This is a genomic window from Janibacter zhangyanbonis (assembly GCF_050507325.1).
Taxonomy (GTDB): Bacteria; Actinomycetota; Actinomycetes; order Actinomycetales; family Dermatophilaceae; genus Janibacter.
This window is the reverse complement of record NZ_CP191481.1, coordinates 1,737,292-1,753,183: the sequence shown is the minus strand read 5'-3', so window position 1 is coordinate 1,753,183 and position 15,892 is coordinate 1,737,292. Positions and strand designations below refer to the sequence as shown.

Below are 15,892 nucleotides of genomic sequence, written 5' to 3'. Positions count from 1 at the left end.
TCCCAGCGCCACCGGCCGGCGCTGAAGGTGAGGCGATCCTAACTCTCGTGACCCACGTAGGCCGCCAGGTGCGTGGCGGTGAGGGTCTCCCCCTTCGCCACGAGATCGGCCGGTGTGCCCTCGAAGACGACCCGACCACCCTCGTGGCCGGCACCGGGACCGAGGTCGATGATCCAGTCGGCGTGCGCCATGACGGCCTGGTGGTGCTCGATGACGATGACCGACTTGCCCGCGTCGACGAGGCGGTCGAGCAGGGCGAGCAGGTTGTCGACGTCGGCGAGGTGCAGGCCGGTCGTCGGCTCGTCGAGGACGTAGACCTCGCCCTTGTCCCCCATGTGCACCGCGAGCTTGAGGCGCTGGCGCTCGCCGCCGGACAGCGCCGTGAGCGGCTGGCCGAGGGTGAGGTAGCCCAGACCGACGTCGACGAGCCGGGTGAGGATCTTGTGCGCGGCCGGCAGGGACGCCGGGCCTTCCTTGGCGAAGAAGGCCTCCGCCTCGCTCATCGACATCTCGAGCACGTCGGCGATGTTCTTGCCGGCGAGCTCGTACTCGAGGACCGCCTCCTGGAAGCGGCGACCCTCGCAGTCCTCGCACGGCGACTCGACGGTAGCCATGACCCCGAGCTCGGTGAAGATCACGCCGGCGCCGTTGCAGGTCGGGCAGGCGCCCTCGGAGTTGGAGCTGAAGAGCGCCGGCTTGACGCCGTTGGCCTTGGCGAAGGCCTTGCGCACCGGCTCGAGCAGGCCGGTGTAGGTCGCGGGGTTGCTGCGCCGCGAGCCCTTGATCGCCGACTGGTCGACGACGACGACCTCGTCACGGTGGTCGAGACCGGAGTGGATGAGCGAGCTCTTGCCCGACCCGGCGACGCCCGTCACCGCGACGAGGACCCCGGTGGGGACATCGACGTCGACGTCCTGGAGGTTGTGCGTGCTGGCGCCCCGGATCTCGAGCGCCCCTGTGGCGGAGCGGACCTCGTCCTTGAGCGCCACGCGGTGGTCGAGGTGGCGCCCGGTGAGGGTGTCGCTGGCCCGCAGCTCCTCGACGGACCCCTCGAAGACGATCTCTCCCCCCTTCGACCCCGCCATGGGGCCGAGGTCGACGGCGTGGTCGGCGATGGCGATCGTCTCCGGCTTGTGCTCGACGACGAGCACGGTGTTGCCCTTGTCGCGCAGGCGCAGGAGCAGGTCGTTCATCCGGTCGATGTCGTGAGGGTGCAGCCCGATCGTCGGCTCGTCGAAGACATAGGTGACGTCGGTGAGCGAGGACCCGAGGTGACGGATCATCTTCGCCCGCTGGGCCTCTCCTCCGGAGAGCGTGCCTGCTGGGCGGTCCAGGGAGAGGTAGCCCAGACCGATCTCGGTGAAGGAGTCGAGCAGGTGCTGCAGGCCGGCGAGCAGCGGCTCGAAGCCCGGCTCGTCGAGCTCGCGCACCCAGGCGGCCAGGTCGTTGATCTGCATCGAGCACAGGTCGGCGATGTTCTTGCCCTTGATCTTCGACGCGCGGGCCTCGGGGGTGAGGCGGGTGCCCTCGCACTCGGGGCAGGTCTGGAAGGTCACGGCCCGCTCGACGAAGCGGCGCACGTGCGGCTGCATCGCCTCGGGGTCCTTGCTGAGCATCGACTTCTGGATCTTGGGGATGATCCCCTCGAAGGTGAGGTTGACCCCTTCGACCTTGATCTTCGTCGGCTCGCTCCACAGCATCGTCTCGAGCTGCTTCGTCGTGAAGTCCTTGATCGGCTTGTCCATCGGCAGGCCCATGCCGGCGAAGAGGCGGCCGTACCAGCCGTCCATCGAGTAGCCGGGGACGGTCAGTGCGCCGTCCTCGAGCGTCTTGGTGTCGTCGTAGAGGGCGGTGAGGTCGATGTCGCTCACCTGCCCCATGCCCTCGCAGCGCGGGCACATGCCGCCGAGGTAGACCTGCTGCTTGACCGTCTTGCGCTCGGTGTGGGTGCCCTTGTCCGTCGTCATCGACCCGCTCGCCTTGCGCGTGGGTACGTTGAAGGAGAAGGCCGTCGGCGGCCCGACGTGCGGCTGGCCCAGGCGCGAGTAGAGGATGCGCAGCATCGCATTGGCATCGGTCGCCGTGCCGACGGTCGAGCGCGGGTTGGCCCCCATGCGCTCCTGGTCGACGATGATCGCCGTCGTCAGGCCCTCGAGGTGGTCGACGTCGGGCCGTGCCAGCGAGGGCATGAAGCCCTGGAGGAAGGCGCTGTAGGTCTCGTCGATGAGCCGGCGCGACTCGGACGCGATCGTCCCGAAGACGAGCGAGCTCTTGCCCGAGCCCGAGACCCCGGTGAAGACCGTCAGCCGCCGCTTGGGCAGGTCGACGCTCACGTCCTTGAGGTTGTTCTCCCTCGCTCCCTGCACCCGGATGAGGTCGTGGCTGTCGGCGGCGTGCGGCATGCGAGCTCCAGACGAAGGGGGTGGGTGGGCCGCCTGTGATCCAACCAGATCGTCCCGACGACGTCGTCGAAATCCGGTGGCGGCCCGCGACCTCGCCCTGCTGTGCTGGTGCGATGACGAGCAGCGACGTGTGGACGGCCGAGCAGGCGCAGCGCTACGACGACCCGGCGGGCACCGGGATGTCCGCGCCGGAGGTGCTGGATCCCGTGGTGGACGCGCTCGCCGAGCTCGCGGGTGGCGGGCCCGCGCTCGAGCTCGCGATCGGCACCGGTCGCGTCGCCGTCCCCTTGCTGGCGAAGGGGGTCCCGGTCACCGGGATCGAGCTGTCCACCCCGATGGTCGACGTCCTGCGGACGAAGGTCTCCGCGGCACAGCTGCCCGTGGTCGTCGGCGACATGGCGACGACACGGGTCGACGGTGAGTTCACCCTGGTCTTCCTCGTCTTCAACACCATCGGCAACCTGCGGACGCAGGACGAGCAGGTCGAGTGCTTCCGCAACGCCGCCCGTCACCTCTCCCCCGGCGGCCGGTTCGTCGTGGAGGTCGGCGTCCCTCCCCTGCGCCGGCTCGTCCCGGGCCAGGTGGCGGTCCCCTTCGACGTCTCCGACGGCCACCTCGGGTTCGACACCTTCGACCCGGTGACCCAGCAGGCGACGTCTCACCACCTGACTCGGCAGGCCGACGGCAGCTACCGCCGGGGCACCCACAACTACCGCTACGTCTGGCCCAGCGAGCTGGACCTCATGGCGCGTTGTGCGGGCCTGCAGCTCGAGTCCCGCCACGAGGACTGGATCGGTACCCCCTTCGGCCCCGACAGCGAGTCCCACGTCAGCGTGTGGCGCCGACCCTGACGGTCAGAACTCGGCGAGGGCGACCTCGACGAGGTGCGCGGCGGTGCGCTCGCCGGCGGCGATGGCCCGCTCCTGGTCGCCGCGGAGCATGCCGGTGATGGCGCCGAGGTAGGCGACGACGACCTCGTCGGCCAGTCGCACGCCACGCTCCCCCGGCACGACCTCGGCGGCGAGCGCCTCGATCCGCTCGTGCAGGAGGGTGTCCTCAGCCGTGAGCATCTCGGCGACCGCGGGTGCCGGGTTGCCCGTCGCGGCGGCCGTCCCGCTGAAGGCGCACCACCGCTCGTCGAGCCGCTCGCGCTGGTAGGTCCGCAGCGCCGGGAAGATCGCGAGCAGCCGGTCGGTGGGCGTGGCGGCGGCGGCGAGCGCCGCGTCCCAGACCTCGGTCCACTCCCCGAGCCTTCGCTCGAGCGCCGCGGCGATGAGCCCGTCCTTGTTGCCGAAGTTGGCGTAGAGCGTGGCGGGCGAGGCGCCGGCACGTCGCAGGATGACGTCGACGGGCGTCAGCACGACACCCTCGACGAACATCAGCTCGTCGGCTGCGGTGAGCAGCCGCTCCCGCGCCGGACGACGGCGCTCCGTGGTGGCCATGTCGCCAGCCTAACCGTAACGCGCGTTTCACATGGAACTGAAACGTGCGTTACGGTCGGTGCCGACCCACGCCACCGACAGGGAGCCACCGATGACGACCTTGCACATCAACGGGCAGTGGCGGACCGCCGCGTCCGGAGAGACCCGTGAGATCACCTGCCCCGCCGACGGATCCGTCGTCGCGACGGTCGACGAAGGGGGTGCCGCCGACGCCCTCGAGGCCGTTCGCGCCGCCCGACAAGCCTTCGACTCCGGCCCGTGGCCGAGCACCCCGGCGCCCGAGCGGGTCGCCCTCCTGCACCGCCTCGCCGATCGACTCGAGAGCGAGCTCGAGGAGGTCGCGCGTCTCGAGGCCCTCGACACCGGCAAGCGGATGGTCGAGACGCGCATCGACATGCAGGACATCGTCGCGGTCTTCCGGCACTTCGCCGGCCTGGCCCAGGCCGAGGCCGGCCGGGTCGTCGACCCCGGCATGCCCGACGTCTCCTCCCGTGTCGTGAGCGAGCCCGTCGGCGTGTGCGCGCTCATCACCCCGTGGAACTTCCCGCTGCTGCAGACGGCGTGGAAGGTCGCCCCGGCGCTGGCCGCGGGCAACACCTTCGTCCTCAAGCCGAGCGAGCTGACCCCGCAGACCTCGATCTGGCTCGTGCGCACCCTCGCCGAGCTCGGCCTGCCCGACGGCGTCGCCAACCTCGTGCTCGGGCCGGGCGCCACCGTGGGCGCCGCGATGACCGAGGCCCCCGAGGTCGACCTCGTCTCCTTCACCGGCGGCCTGCACACCGGCCGCACGATCATGGCGGCGGCTGCCCCGACGGTGAAGAAGATCGCCCTCGAGCTCGGCGGCAAGAACCCCAACGTCATCTTCGCCGACGCCGACCTCGACGCCGCGATCGACAACGCGCTCACCGCGATCTTCCTCGACTCCGGCCAGGTCTGCTCCGCGGGCTCGCGCCTCGTCGTCGAGGAGTCGGTGCACGACGAGGTCGTCGACGAGCTCGTCCGCCGCGCCCGGGCGATCCGTCTCGGCGGCCCCTTCGACGAGCGCGCCGAGACCGGCCCGCTCATCAGCGACGCCCACCGGGACAAGGTCGAGGCCTACGTCGCCGCGGGTCTGGCCGAGGGCGCGGTGCTGCGCTGCGGCGGCGAGCGCCCCGGTGGCGACCTCGCGGGCGGCAGCTACTACCCGCCCACGATCCTCGACGGGTGCACGAGCGAGATGTCGTGCGTCCAGGACGAGTCCTTCGGGCCGGTCCTGACCGTCGAGACCTTCGCCGGCGAGACCCGCGAGGCGGCGGAGGACGCCGCGGTGGCCATCGCGAACGACACGATCTACGGCCTGGCCGGTGCCGTGTGGACCCAGGATGCGGGGCGCGCCGAGCGCGTCGCCCGCCGACTGCGCCACGGGACCATCTGGATCAACGACTTCCACCCCTACGTCCCCGCGGCGGAGTGGGGCGGCATGAAGCAGTCCGGCATCGGGCGTGAGCTCGGGCTCGCCGGCCTGCACGAGTACCAGGAGACCAAGCACATCTGGCACAACACCCGCCCGGCCCGCGCCGGGTGGTTCGACGACGCCACGACCGAGGGAGAGGACGCATGAGAGATCGCTACGACTACGTCATCGTCGGAGGTGGGTCCGCAGGATCCGCCCTCGCCAACCGCCTGAGCGCCGACGAGGGCACGAGCGTCCTCGTCCTCGAGGCCGGGCGGGCGGACTTCCTCGCCGACCCGCTGATCCACATGCCGGCGGCGCTGATGTTCCCCTCGGGCAACCCGCTCTACGACTGGGCCTACGAGACCGAGCCCGAGCCGCACATGGGCGGCCGTCGGGTCCCGCACGCCCGGGGCAAGGTGCTCGGCGGCAGCTCGAGCATCAACGGCATGATCTTCCAGCGCGGCAACCCCGGTGACTACGACACCTGGGCCTCCTTCGACGGCATGGAGGCGTGGGACTACGCCCACTGCCTGCCCTACTTCAAGCGCATGGAGACGACGATCGCCGGCGCCGACGCGTGGCGCGGCGGAGCCGGCCCGCTCAAGCTCGAGCGCGGCCCCGCCGACTCGCCCCTCTTCCAGGCCTTCTTCGAGGCGACGACCCAGGCCGGCTTCGCCCGGACGGACGACGTCAACGGCTATCGCCAGGAGGGCTTCGCCCCCTTCGACCGCAATGTCTACAAGGGCAGCCGGATGTCGGCCTCGCGCTCCTACCTGCGGCCGGTCCGCGACCGCAAGAACCTCGACGTGACCACGCTGGCCATGGTCACCGGGCTGCGCTGGCAGGGCACCCGCGTGACCGGTGTGGACTTCGTGCGCGCCGGCCGCAGCCGGCACTCGGTGGACGCCGGTGAGGTCATCCTCTGCGGTGGCGCCTTCAACTCGCCGCAGCTCCTCGAGCTCTCCGGCGTCGGTGACCCCGAGGTGCTCGGCGCCGCGGGCGTGCAGACCCGTGTCGAGCTGCCGGGTGTCGGCGAGAACCTGCAGGACCACCTCGAGGTCTACCTGCAGCACACCAGCCTGCAGCCGGTGTCGATCTCGCCGTGGCTGAAGAAGTGGAAGGCGCCCTACATCGGCGCCGAGTGGCTCTTCCTCAACCGGGGCGTCGGTGCCTCCAACCACTTCGAGGGCGGCGGCTTCATCCGCACCAACGACGAGGTCGCCTACCCCAACCTCATGTTCCACTTCCTGCCGATCGCCGTGCGCTACGACGGCACGGCGGCCGAGGGCAAGCACGGCTACCAAGTGCACATCGGGCCGATGAACTCCGACGTGCGCGGCCACGTGCACATCAAGAACGCCGACCCGCGGACCAAGCCGGGCATCCTCTTCAACTACCTGTCGACCGAGCGCGACCGGCGTGAGTGGGTCGAGGTCGTGCGCGCCGCGCGGCACATCCTCTCGCAGCCGGCCTTCGCCCCCTTCGACGGTGGCGAGATCTCGCCCGGGCCGGACGTGCAGACGGACCAGGAGATCATCGACTGGGTCGCCAAGGACGCCGAGACGGCCCTGCACCCGTCGTGCTCGGCGAAGATGGGCACCGACGACATGGCCGTCGTCGACCCCGGCTCGATGCGGGTCCACGGGACCGAGGGCTTGCGCGTCGTCGACGCCTCGGTCTTCCCGACGATCACCAACGGCAACATCTACGCCCCGGTGATGATGGTCGCGGAGAAGGCGGCCGACCTCATCGCCGGCAACACGCCGCTCGCGGCGGAGCACCCGCCGGTCTACCGGGCCAAGCAGGGGATGCCCCTCTACCCGCAGGGCGACCCGCGCAACGACGCCTGGGATGCGCGCACCGAGATCCCCAGCGCCCTTGCGGCAGTGCGTGATGCGCAGTCGAAGGGGGACGCCTGATGAGCACGGTCATCGACCCCGAGCTGACGCAGGACCGGGTGACGAAACCCCGTGCGAAGAAGTCGGTCCTCGTCGTCTCGGTCGTCGCGACAGTCGTCGTCGCGGCCTGGGCCCTCATCGCCCCGACCCACGCCGAGGCCACCCTCGGCAGCGTGGTGGGGTGGATCGCCAACTGGTTCGGCTGGTTCTACATCCTGCTGGCCACCGCGATCCTCGTCTTCGTCGTCTACGTCGGCATGCGCTACCGCCGCATCCGCCTGGGTGACGACGACGACCGTCCCGAGTACTCGACCTTCGCGTGGGCCTCGATGCTCTTCGCGGCCGGCATCGGCACCGACGTCATGTTCTTCGCCGTCGCCGAGCCCGCGAGCCAGTACCTCGCTCCCCGCAGGGGCCGGGCGAGACCGTCGAGGCCGCCCGCGAGGCGACCGTGTGGACCCTCTTCCACTACGGCATCACCGGCTGGGGCATGTACGCGCTCATGGGCGTGGCCCTGGGCTACTTCGCACACCGCAAGAAGCTGCCCCTGGCCGTGCGCTCGGCGCTCTACCCGCTCGTCGGCAAGCGAGTGCGCGGGCCGATCGGCGACGCGGTCGACATCGCGACCGTCCTCGGCACGATCTTCGGCGTCGCGACCTCGCTGGGCATCGGCGTCGTCATGCTCAACGTCGGCCTCGGCGTGATGTTCGACGTGCCGCAGGGCATCCCCGCCCAGATCGGTCTCGTCGTCCTCGCCGTCGCCACCGCGACCGTGTCGGCCACCACCGGTGTCGACCGGGGCATCCGGCTGCTCAGCCAGCTCAACGTGCTGCTCGCGATCTTCCTCGCCCTGTGGATCCTCGTCACCGGGGAGACCGCCTTCCTGCTGCGCGCCATCACGATGAATGTCGGCGACTTCGTCTCGATGTTCCCCGGGATGACCCTCGACACGATGGCCTACGACCACCCGACCGAGTGGATGTCCCTGTGGACGCTCTTCTTCTGGGCCTGGTGGATCGCCTGGGCATCCTTCGTCGGGATGTTCCTCGCGCGCATCTCCAAGGGCCGCACCATCGGGCAGTTCATGCTTGACACGCTGACGATCCCCTTCAGCTACATCGTCATGTGGGTCTCGATCTTCGGCAACAGCGCGGTCAAGCAGATCGCCGACGGCGACGCGGCCTTCGGCGAGATGGCGATGAACCAGCCGGAGCAGGGCTTCTACGCCCTCCTCCAGCAGTACCCCGGGGCGCTCTTCCTCGTCGGGCTGTCGACCTTCGTCGGGCTGCTCTTCTACGTCACCTCCGCCGACTCCGGCGCCCTCGTCATGGCCAACCTCAGCTCCGAGCTCCCCGACAGCGAGACCGACGCCCGCCCGTGGCTGCGGATCCTGTGGGCCGGCGCCACCGGCGTGCTGACGATCGCCATGCTCGTCGTCGGCGGCATCGTCGCGCTGCAGTACGCGACGATCGTCATGGGGCTGCCCTTCGCCATCGTCATGGTCCTCGTGATGATCGGCCTGTACCGGGCGCTCGAGGCCGAGCGCACCCAGACGACGGCTGCCCGCCTCTCGCTCGCATCGCACCTCGTCGGCCGCGAGGGCGCCCACCAGGGCTCCTGGCGCCGCCGGGTCGCCAACACCCTGGGCACGGTGAGCCTCAAGCGCGCCAACCAGCGCCTGGCGAGCGTCGTCGTCCCGGCCCTGCAGGAGGTCGCCGACGCGATGACCGACGAAGGGAGGACCGCCACCGTCGAGGTCAACGACGGCGGCCCCAACCGGCCGGGGTCCGCCCGGCTCGTCGTCGGCGAGGGGGTCTCCCCCTTCGTCTGGTCCGTCCAGGTGCGTCAGGTCGCGGCGCCGAGCTACGGCGCCCGGATGATCGAGGCCGACGACCGCACGGCGCGCCTCGAGGTCGCCCTGCCGACCGGCGGTGGGTACGACGTCTTCGCCTACGACCGCGAGGAGGTCTGCCACCGACGTGCTCGACCACCTCGAGCGCTGGACCGCCGCAGAGGTCCTCGCCGACCAGGTCTAGGACCACCGGCCACCCGAGAGGGCCGCGACACCCACCCGGTGTCGCGGCCCTCTCGTCTACCCGATTGCAATACATAGGATCCCTATGTAACGTAGCGGGACGTGCCCGACGACTCCATCGACCAGACCGCGAGCGACCTCGTCACCTATGCCGCCCGGCTCGTCCGCGCCTCGCGCCAGCACATCCACCGCACTCCCCCCGCGGGCATCCGGGTGCTCTCCCTCCTCGACGAGCACGGGCCCACGGGCATCGGCCGCCTCGCCGAGCTCGACCGCACCACCCAGCCGACGATGTCCGGAGCCGTCACCACGCTCGTCGAGCGCGGCTGGGTGACCAAGCAGCCCGACCCGTCCGACGCCCGCGCCACGAGGGTCACCCTCACCGACGACGGACGCCGCGCCCTCGCCGTCGTCCGCGAGCGCAGCGCCACCACCGTCTCCCGGACCATCCGGGAGCACCCCACCCTGACCCCCGAGGACCTCGTCACCGCCGTCGCGGTGCTGCGCGCGGTCATGGAGGCCAGCTCGTCCCAGCAGGAAGGTCAGCAGTGACAACCCCAGCAGTACCCGCCGAGAGCACCCCGTCGATGTGGAAGCAGCCGCGCGCCGTGTGGGCCGTGGCCTTCGCGTGCGTCATCGCCTTCATGGGCATCGGCCTCGTCGACCCGATCCTCAAGCCGATCGCGGACGAGCTGGGCGCAACGCCCAGCGAGACCTCGCTCCTCTTCACGAGCTACATGGCGATCATGGGCGTGGCGATGCTCGTCGCCGGCTTCATCTCCTCGCGCATCGGCGCCAAGCGGACGCTGATCGCGGGCCTCGTCCTGATCATCGTCTTCTCCGCGCTCGCCGGCGCCTCCGACAGCATCGGTGCCATCGTCGGCTTCCGGGCCGGCTGGGGCCTGGGCAATGCGCTCTTCGTCGCCACCGCCCTGTCGACGATCGTCGTCGCCTCGGCCGGCAGCGTCGGTCAGGCCGTGATCTTCTTCGAGGCCGCTCTCGGCCTGGGCATCGCCGTCGGGCCGATCGTCGGCGGCCAGCTCGGCTCGATCTCGTGGCGGGCGCCCTTCTTCGGAGTCGCCGTCCTCATGGTCATCGCCGTGGTCGTCACATCCTTCCTCCTGCCGCCCACTCCCCCGTCGGGCCACAAGACCTCGCTCGCCGCACCGCTCAAGGCGCTGCGCCACCCGGGCCTGCTCACCGTCGCCCTGACCGCGCTCTTCTACAACATGGGCTTCTTCACCCTGCTGGCCTTCACCCCCTTCCCCCTCGACATGACCGCCTCGCAGGTGGGCTGGGTCTTCTTCGGCTGGGGCGTGCTGCTCGCGGTCACCTCGGTCAAGACGGCCCCGTGGCTGCAGCGCCGCTTCGGCACGATCCCCTCGATCATCGGCGCCCTGACGCTCTTCGGCCTCGACCTGGCGATGATGGCGCTGCTCGTCGACTCCAAGGCGGCGCTCGTCGTCGGGGTCGTCCTCGCCGGCGCCTTCCTCGGCGTCAACAACACGCTGATCACCGAGGCCGTCATGGGCTCGGCGCCGGTCGAGCGTCCGGTCGCCTCGTCGGCCTACTCGTTCGTGCGCTTCTCCGGCGGTGCCGTCGCGCCGTGGGCCGCCGGGCGTCTCGGTGAGGAGGTCGGCCTCAGCGCTCCCTACTGGATGGCGACGGTCGCGGTCTTCGTCGGTGTGGCGATCTTCGTCTACGGCTCGCGCTTCCTCCGGGGCGAGCAGACCCCCGCGGCCCACAGCCCCGCCGAGGGCGAGGCGGTGCTCGTCGGCGACGCCGACTGAGCGGCCCTTCGAGACGGTCGCTTCGCGACCTCCTCAGGGACCGGGGCGGGCGTCCTACCCCAGGTCCAGGAACATCACGTGCAGGCCCACGGGGCCGTGCTCCGGGTGGTCGAAGGCCCCGGGCACGGTCCCGATGACCTCGAAGCCGAGCGATCGCCACAGCCGCACGGCACGCTCGTTGGTCTCGACGACGGCGTTGAACTGGATCCCGGCGTAGCCCCCTTCGCGAGCCCACGCGACGACGTGCTCGCCGAGGGCTCGTCCCACGCCCCTGGTCCCGGCCTCGGCATCGACCATGAAGGACGCGGTCGCGATGTGCGCCCCACGACCGGGACGGTTGGGGCCCATCTTCGCCGAGCCGACGATGCGGCCCCCGACCTCCGCGACGACGGTGCGACCGGGCGCCCGCTCCATCCACAGCCCGTGCGCCTGCGCCGACGTCAGGCCCTCCGGGTAGGCATAGGTCCGCCCTTCGGTCACGATGCGGGCCCAGAAGGGGAAGATCTGCCGCCAGTCGTCGTCGGTCGCGGGTCGGATGCTCGGGTCGGCGATCGTCATGTCGCCAGCATCGCAGGCCCTGCGGTGGCAGGCTGACCCCTGCATCGCAACGACGCGACCATCGGAGGTTCGACCCATGACCCAGCCCGCGCTCCCTTCGTACTCGTCCGGAACCTCGGACGCGCCCCTCCTCGGGGACACGATCGGCGGCAACCTCGAGCGGACCGTGGCGACCCACGGCGGCCGGGAGGCACTCGTCGACGTGCCCAGCGGTCGGCGCTGGACCTATCGCGAGCTGCTCACCGATGTCGACGCCCTGGCCAAGGGGCTGCTGGCGAAGGGCGTCGCCGCCGGCGAGCGCATCGGGATCTGGGCACCGAACTGCGCCGAGTGGACGCTGCTCCAGTACGCCACCGCCCGCATCGGCGCGATCCTCGTCAACATCAACCCCGCCTACCGCTCCCACGAGCTGACCTACGTGGCGCAGCAGTCCGGACTGCGGATGCTCGTGAGCGCCCAGCGGCACAAGACCTCCGACTACCGCGCCATGGTCGAGGAGGTGCGTGGTGGACTGCCCGACCTGCGGGACGTCGTCTTCATCGGCGACCCGTCGTGGGACGAGCTCGTGGCCGGCGGCAGCCACATCGCGGACCAGGCCATCACCGAGCGCGGTACGACCCTCACCCCCGACGACCCGATCAACATCCAGTACACCTCGGGCACGACCGGGTTCCCCAAGGGCGCCACCCTCAGCCACCACAACATCCTCAACAACGGCTACTTCGTCGGCGAGATGATCCGCTACACCGAGGCCGACCGCATCTGCATCCCGGTGCCCTTCTACCACTGCTTCGGCATGGTCATGGGCAACCTCGCGGCCACCTCGCACGGTGCCTGCATGGTCATCCCCGCCCCCTCCTTCGAGCCGGCGGCCACCCTGCAGGCGGTCGTCGACGAGCGCTGCACCTCGCTCTACGGCGTGCCGACGATGTTCATCGCCGAGCTCGGGCTGCCCGACTTCGCCGACTACGACCTCAGCTCCCTGCGCACGGGGATCATGGCCGGCTCCACGTGCCCGGTCGAGGTGATGAAGCGGGTCGTCGCCGAGATGAACATGGCCGAGGTCGCCATCAGCTACGGCATGACCGAGACCTCACCGGTGTCGACGATGACCCGCACCGACGACGACCTCGCCCGGCGCACGGAGACGGTCGGCCGCTCGATGCCGCACATCGAGTCCAAGGTCGTCGACCCGGTGACCGGCGTGACCCTGCCCCGTGGCGAGACCGGCGAGCTGTGCACCCGCGGCTACGGCGTCATGCTCGGTTACTGGGAGGAGCCGGACAAGACGGCCGAGGCGATCGACCGCGCCCGGTGGATGCACACGGGCGATCTGGCGACGATGGACGAGGCCGGGTACGTCGAGATCGTCGGCCGGATCAAGGACCTCGTCATCCGCGGGGGCGAGAACGTCTACCCCCGCGAGGTCGAGGAGTTCCTCTACACCCACCCGTCGATCGCCGACGTGCAGGTCATCGGTGTCCCCGACGAGCGCTACGGCGAGGAGCTCATGGCGTGGGTCGTCCTCAAGGACGGCGTCGGCACGCTCACCGCCGACGAGGTGCGCGACTTCGCGACCGGCAAGCTCGCCCACTACAAGATCCCGCGCTACGTCCACGTCACCGAGGCCTTCCCGATGACCGTCACGGGCAAGGTCCGCAAGGTCGAGATGCGCGAGCAGGCCGTGGAGATCCTGCGCCCCTGAGCGGTGACCCATGACGAAGGGCGGCACCCCGGTAGCCGGGGTGCCGCCCTTCGTGCTGTGGTGCGGTGGGTCAGACCTGCTGGTCACCCTGCGCCGAGGACTGCTGCTCGGCCTTGGCCGAGAGCTTGTCCAGGGTGCGGGCGGCCGCGTCGCGACCACCGAGCCCGAAGGCGAGCGCCGCGGCGGCAGCGCCACCGACGACGAGCGCACCGAAGCCGAGCTCGATGATCGAGTCGGCGATGCCCATGTACTTCAGGCCCATCGCGACGAAGAGGACGATCGTCGCGTACTTGACGATCGTGGCCCCGGCGCCGGAGAGGAGCTTGGCCAAGAGGTTGGCGATGAAGAGGCCGGCCGCGATGATCGCCGCACCGAAGATCACCTTGCCGCCGAGGCCGAGGACCTCGCTGAGGAAGGCCGTGATCTGCGGGAAGTCGAGCAGCTGGGCCGCCATGACCGCGAAGAAGAGCACGATGCCGATCTGCACGATGCGCGCGACGATCGGCACGACCTTGGTGCCCTGCGGCAGCACGTCGAGCTCGGCGAGCTGGCGGTCGACCCCGATGCCGTCGAGCACCTGCTCGACGATGTCACCGGCGAAGCGGGCGATGAAGACACCCAGGGCGAGCATGATGCCCGCGGCGATGATGACCGGCACGGCGTCGAAGATCGACTGGAGCATCTGCTCGGCCGGGCGCGAGATCGAGGCGATGCCGAGGATCTGCAGGGCCGCGATCGTCACCACGATCATGATGAGGGCGTAGACGACCGTCGCGATGGTGCGCGGGATCGACGCGGCCGCGCCACCGCCCTGCTGACCACCGGCCGTGTGCACCTGCTGGGTCGGGTGCTGCTGCGGCGGGGCCGGCTGACCCGGCGGCGGGGGCGGCGGACCGGCCTGCGAGACGGCCGGGGCGCCGGGGAGCGAGCTCGTCGTCGAGCCGGCCTTCTTCAGCCAGCGGTCGAAGGGCAGGGCCGCGAGCGCGGTCTCCACGAGCTGACGCACGACCTTGGCGAGCAGGGCACCGACGAAAAAGACGATGCCGGCACCGATGAGGTTGGGCAGGAAGCCCAGGACCCCGTCGGCCATGCCCTGGATCGGCGTGAGCACCTGGCTCAGGCCGAGGACCTGCAGGATGGCGACGAGACCGAGCATCCACACGACGAGGGAGCCGATCGAGCCGAGCGTCGTCCCGACGGAGGCGCCGTCGGCACCTGCCCGCTGCAGCGCCGGGATCTTGCCCGAGAGCTTGGTGAAGAGCGACTTGACGATCATCGCGACGATCCAGGTGATGACGAGGATCGCCACGGCAGCCAAGGCCTTGCCGAGCAGTCCTGGCCAATCGACCCCGTCGAAGAAGCCGGTGTCCATGATGTCCTCCCGTTGTCGTGACATGTGTGTGTCTGGCCCTTCGACCGTACTGACGATCGGCCGTCGGTGCCGGATGAGAGGCCCCCGGATTCCGGATGGTTAGGTGAACCCATGCGCTGCTCCCATCACGAGGCCGGTGAGTGCCGCTCGTGCACCCTCATGGGCCGCCCCTACGAGCGCCAGGTCGTCGACCTCGCCGCGCAGGTGCGCGGGCTGCTCACCGACACCGTGGACGACGAGGCATGGGGCACCCCCTTCGTCGGACCGGAGGCCGGCTTCCGCAACAAGGCGAAGCTCGTCGTCGGAGGAACCCGTGACGCCCCGACCTTCGGGATCCTCGATGCCGACCTGCGCGGCGTCTCGCTGCCCGAGTGCGGGCTCTACGAGCCGCAGCTCGAGGCAGCGCTCGACCGGCTCGTGCCCGCCGTCGCGGAGCTGGGCCTCGTGCCCTTCGACGTGCCGGGACGGCAGGGCGAGCTCAAGCACCTCATCGTCACCGGGTCACCGGACGGCGACCTCATGGCCCGCTTCGTCCTGCGCTCCCCCGGTCAGGTCGGTCGGATCCGCCGCGGTCTGGAGTCGCTGCGCGAGGCCGTGCCCCGTCTGAGGGTCGTCTCGGTCAACCTCCAGCCCGAGCACAAGGCGGTGCTCGAGGGCGACGAGGAGCTCGTCCTCACCGAGGAGGACACCCTGCCGATGCGGCTCGACGACATCACCTTCCACCTGCGGCCGCGCAGCTTCTTCCAGACCAACACGACCGTCGCGGCCGGTCTCTACCGGCAGGCCCGGGAGTGGGTGGCCCGGCTCGACCCGGCGAGCGTGCTCGACCTCTACTGCGGGGTGGGCGGCTTCGCCCTCAACGCCGCCGTGGCGAAGGGGGACCACGCGCGCCGTGTCGAGGGGGTCGAGGTGGCGCCCGACGCCGTCGAGAGCGCCCGCCGCTCGGCGGCCGAGCTCGGGGTGGCCGCCGACTTCCGCGTCGGTGACGCGGGGGCTCTCGCCGATGTCGGCCACGAGCTGGTCGTCGTCAACCCGCCACGACGCGGCATCGGGGCGCCCCTGTGCGCCGCGATCGAGACCGCCGCACCTGCGCACGTCATCTACTCCAGCTGCAATGCACGCAGCCTCGCCGTCGACCTGGCCGCGCTGCCCGGCTACCGGGGGACGCAGGCGCGCCTGTTCGACATGTTCCCCCAGACCCAGCACCACGAGGTGGCCGTGCTGCTCGAGCGGCGCTGAGCCGGAGCGCGATCCG

The 15,892-nt window shown here is 70.6% G+C and carries 11 protein-coding genes and 1 pseudogene; 8 read left to right on the top strand and 4 right to left on the bottom strand.

Annotated elements, in window-relative coordinates; all coding sequences use genetic code 11:
• Positions 1 to 38 precede the first annotated feature (38 nt).
• Positions 39 to 2,402 carry an ATP-binding cassette domain-containing protein gene (locus tag ACQBJO_RS08510; protein WP_421008269.1) on the bottom strand — a complete coding sequence of 788 codons (2,364 nt, stop codon included), beginning with the start codon at positions 2,400 to 2,402 and terminating at the stop codon, positions 39 to 41.
• Between the two features lie 113 nt (positions 2,403 to 2,515).
• Here ACQBJO_RS08510 and ACQBJO_RS08505 point away from each other — a divergent pair, with 113 nt between their 5' ends.
• A complete protein-coding gene (locus ACQBJO_RS08505; protein ID WP_421008268.1) occupies positions 2,516 to 3,253 on the top strand; it encodes a class I SAM-dependent DNA methyltransferase in 738 nt (245 codons plus the stop codon).
• A 3-nt stretch (positions 3,254 to 3,256) separates the two neighbouring features.
• Here ACQBJO_RS08505 and ACQBJO_RS08500 read toward each other — a convergent pair whose 3' ends face one another.
• Entirely contained in the window at positions 3,257 to 3,844 is a 588-nt protein-coding gene (locus ACQBJO_RS08500; protein WP_255186280.1) for a TetR/AcrR family transcriptional regulator, read from the bottom strand.
• 91 nt (positions 3,845 to 3,935) lie between these two features.
• Here ACQBJO_RS08500 and ACQBJO_RS08495 point away from each other — a divergent pair, with 91 nt between their 5' ends.
• The 5 genes and pseudogenes from ACQBJO_RS08495 to ACQBJO_RS08475 all read left to right on the top strand — a co-directional run bounded on the left by ACQBJO_RS08495 (position 3,936) and on the right by ACQBJO_RS08475 (position 11,002).
• On the top strand, positions 3,936 to 5,444 hold the full coding sequence (locus tag ACQBJO_RS08495; RefSeq protein ID WP_421008267.1) for an aldehyde dehydrogenase family protein: 1,509 nt from the start codon (positions 3,936 to 3,938) through the stop codon (positions 5,442 to 5,444).
• On the top strand, positions 5,441 to 7,198 hold the full coding sequence (betA, locus tag ACQBJO_RS08490; RefSeq protein ID WP_421008266.1) for a choline dehydrogenase: 1,758 nt from the start codon (positions 5,441 to 5,443) through the stop codon (positions 7,196 to 7,198). The genes ACQBJO_RS08495 and betA overlap by 4 nt, the downstream gene beginning before the upstream one ends.
• A pseudogene (betT, locus tag ACQBJO_RS08485) lies at positions 7,198 to 9,290 on the top strand (choline BCCT transporter BetT). The gene betA and the pseudogene betT overlap by 1 nt, the downstream one beginning before the upstream one ends.
• A gap of 24 nt (positions 9,291 to 9,314) precedes the next feature.
• On the top strand, positions 9,315 to 9,764 hold the full coding sequence (locus ACQBJO_RS08480; RefSeq protein ID WP_421008265.1) for a MarR family winged helix-turn-helix transcriptional regulator: 450 nt from the start codon (positions 9,315 to 9,317) through the stop codon (positions 9,762 to 9,764).
• A 35-nt stretch (positions 9,765 to 9,799) separates the two neighbouring features.
• Positions 9,800 to 11,002, top strand: coding sequence for an MFS transporter (locus ACQBJO_RS08475; protein WP_421008443.1), 1,203 nt, complete (start codon positions 9,800 to 9,802; stop codon positions 11,000 to 11,002).
• A gap of 54 nt (positions 11,003 to 11,056) precedes the next feature.
• Here ACQBJO_RS08475 and ACQBJO_RS08470 read toward each other — a convergent pair whose 3' ends face one another.
• Positions 11,057 to 11,560 carry a GNAT family N-acetyltransferase gene (locus ACQBJO_RS08470; protein ID WP_421008264.1) on the bottom strand — a complete coding sequence of 168 codons (504 nt, stop codon included), beginning with the start codon at positions 11,558 to 11,560 and terminating at the stop codon, positions 11,057 to 11,059.
• A gap of 76 nt (positions 11,561 to 11,636) precedes the next feature.
• On the opposite strand from ACQBJO_RS08470, the gene ACQBJO_RS08465 reads away from it, so the two are divergent.
• A complete protein-coding gene (locus ACQBJO_RS08465) occupies positions 11,637 to 13,265 on the top strand; it encodes an AMP-binding protein (protein WP_421008263.1) in 1,629 nt (542 codons plus the stop codon).
• 70 nt (positions 13,266 to 13,335) lie between these two features.
• Here the strand turns inward: ACQBJO_RS08465 and ACQBJO_RS08460 are convergent, their stop codons facing one another.
• Positions 13,336 to 14,637: a mechanosensitive ion channel gene (locus ACQBJO_RS08460; RefSeq protein WP_421008262.1), complete on the bottom strand. Its 1,302-nt coding sequence runs from the start codon at positions 14,635 to 14,637 to the stop codon at positions 13,336 to 13,338.
• Positions 14,638 to 14,748: 111 nt separating this feature from the next.
• On the opposite strand from ACQBJO_RS08460, the gene ACQBJO_RS08455 reads away from it, so the two are divergent.
• On the top strand, positions 14,749 to 15,876 hold the full coding sequence (locus ACQBJO_RS08455) for a methyltransferase domain-containing protein (protein WP_421008261.1): 1,128 nt from the start codon (positions 14,749 to 14,751) through the stop codon (positions 15,874 to 15,876).
• Positions 15,877 to 15,892: the final 16 nt, after the last annotated feature.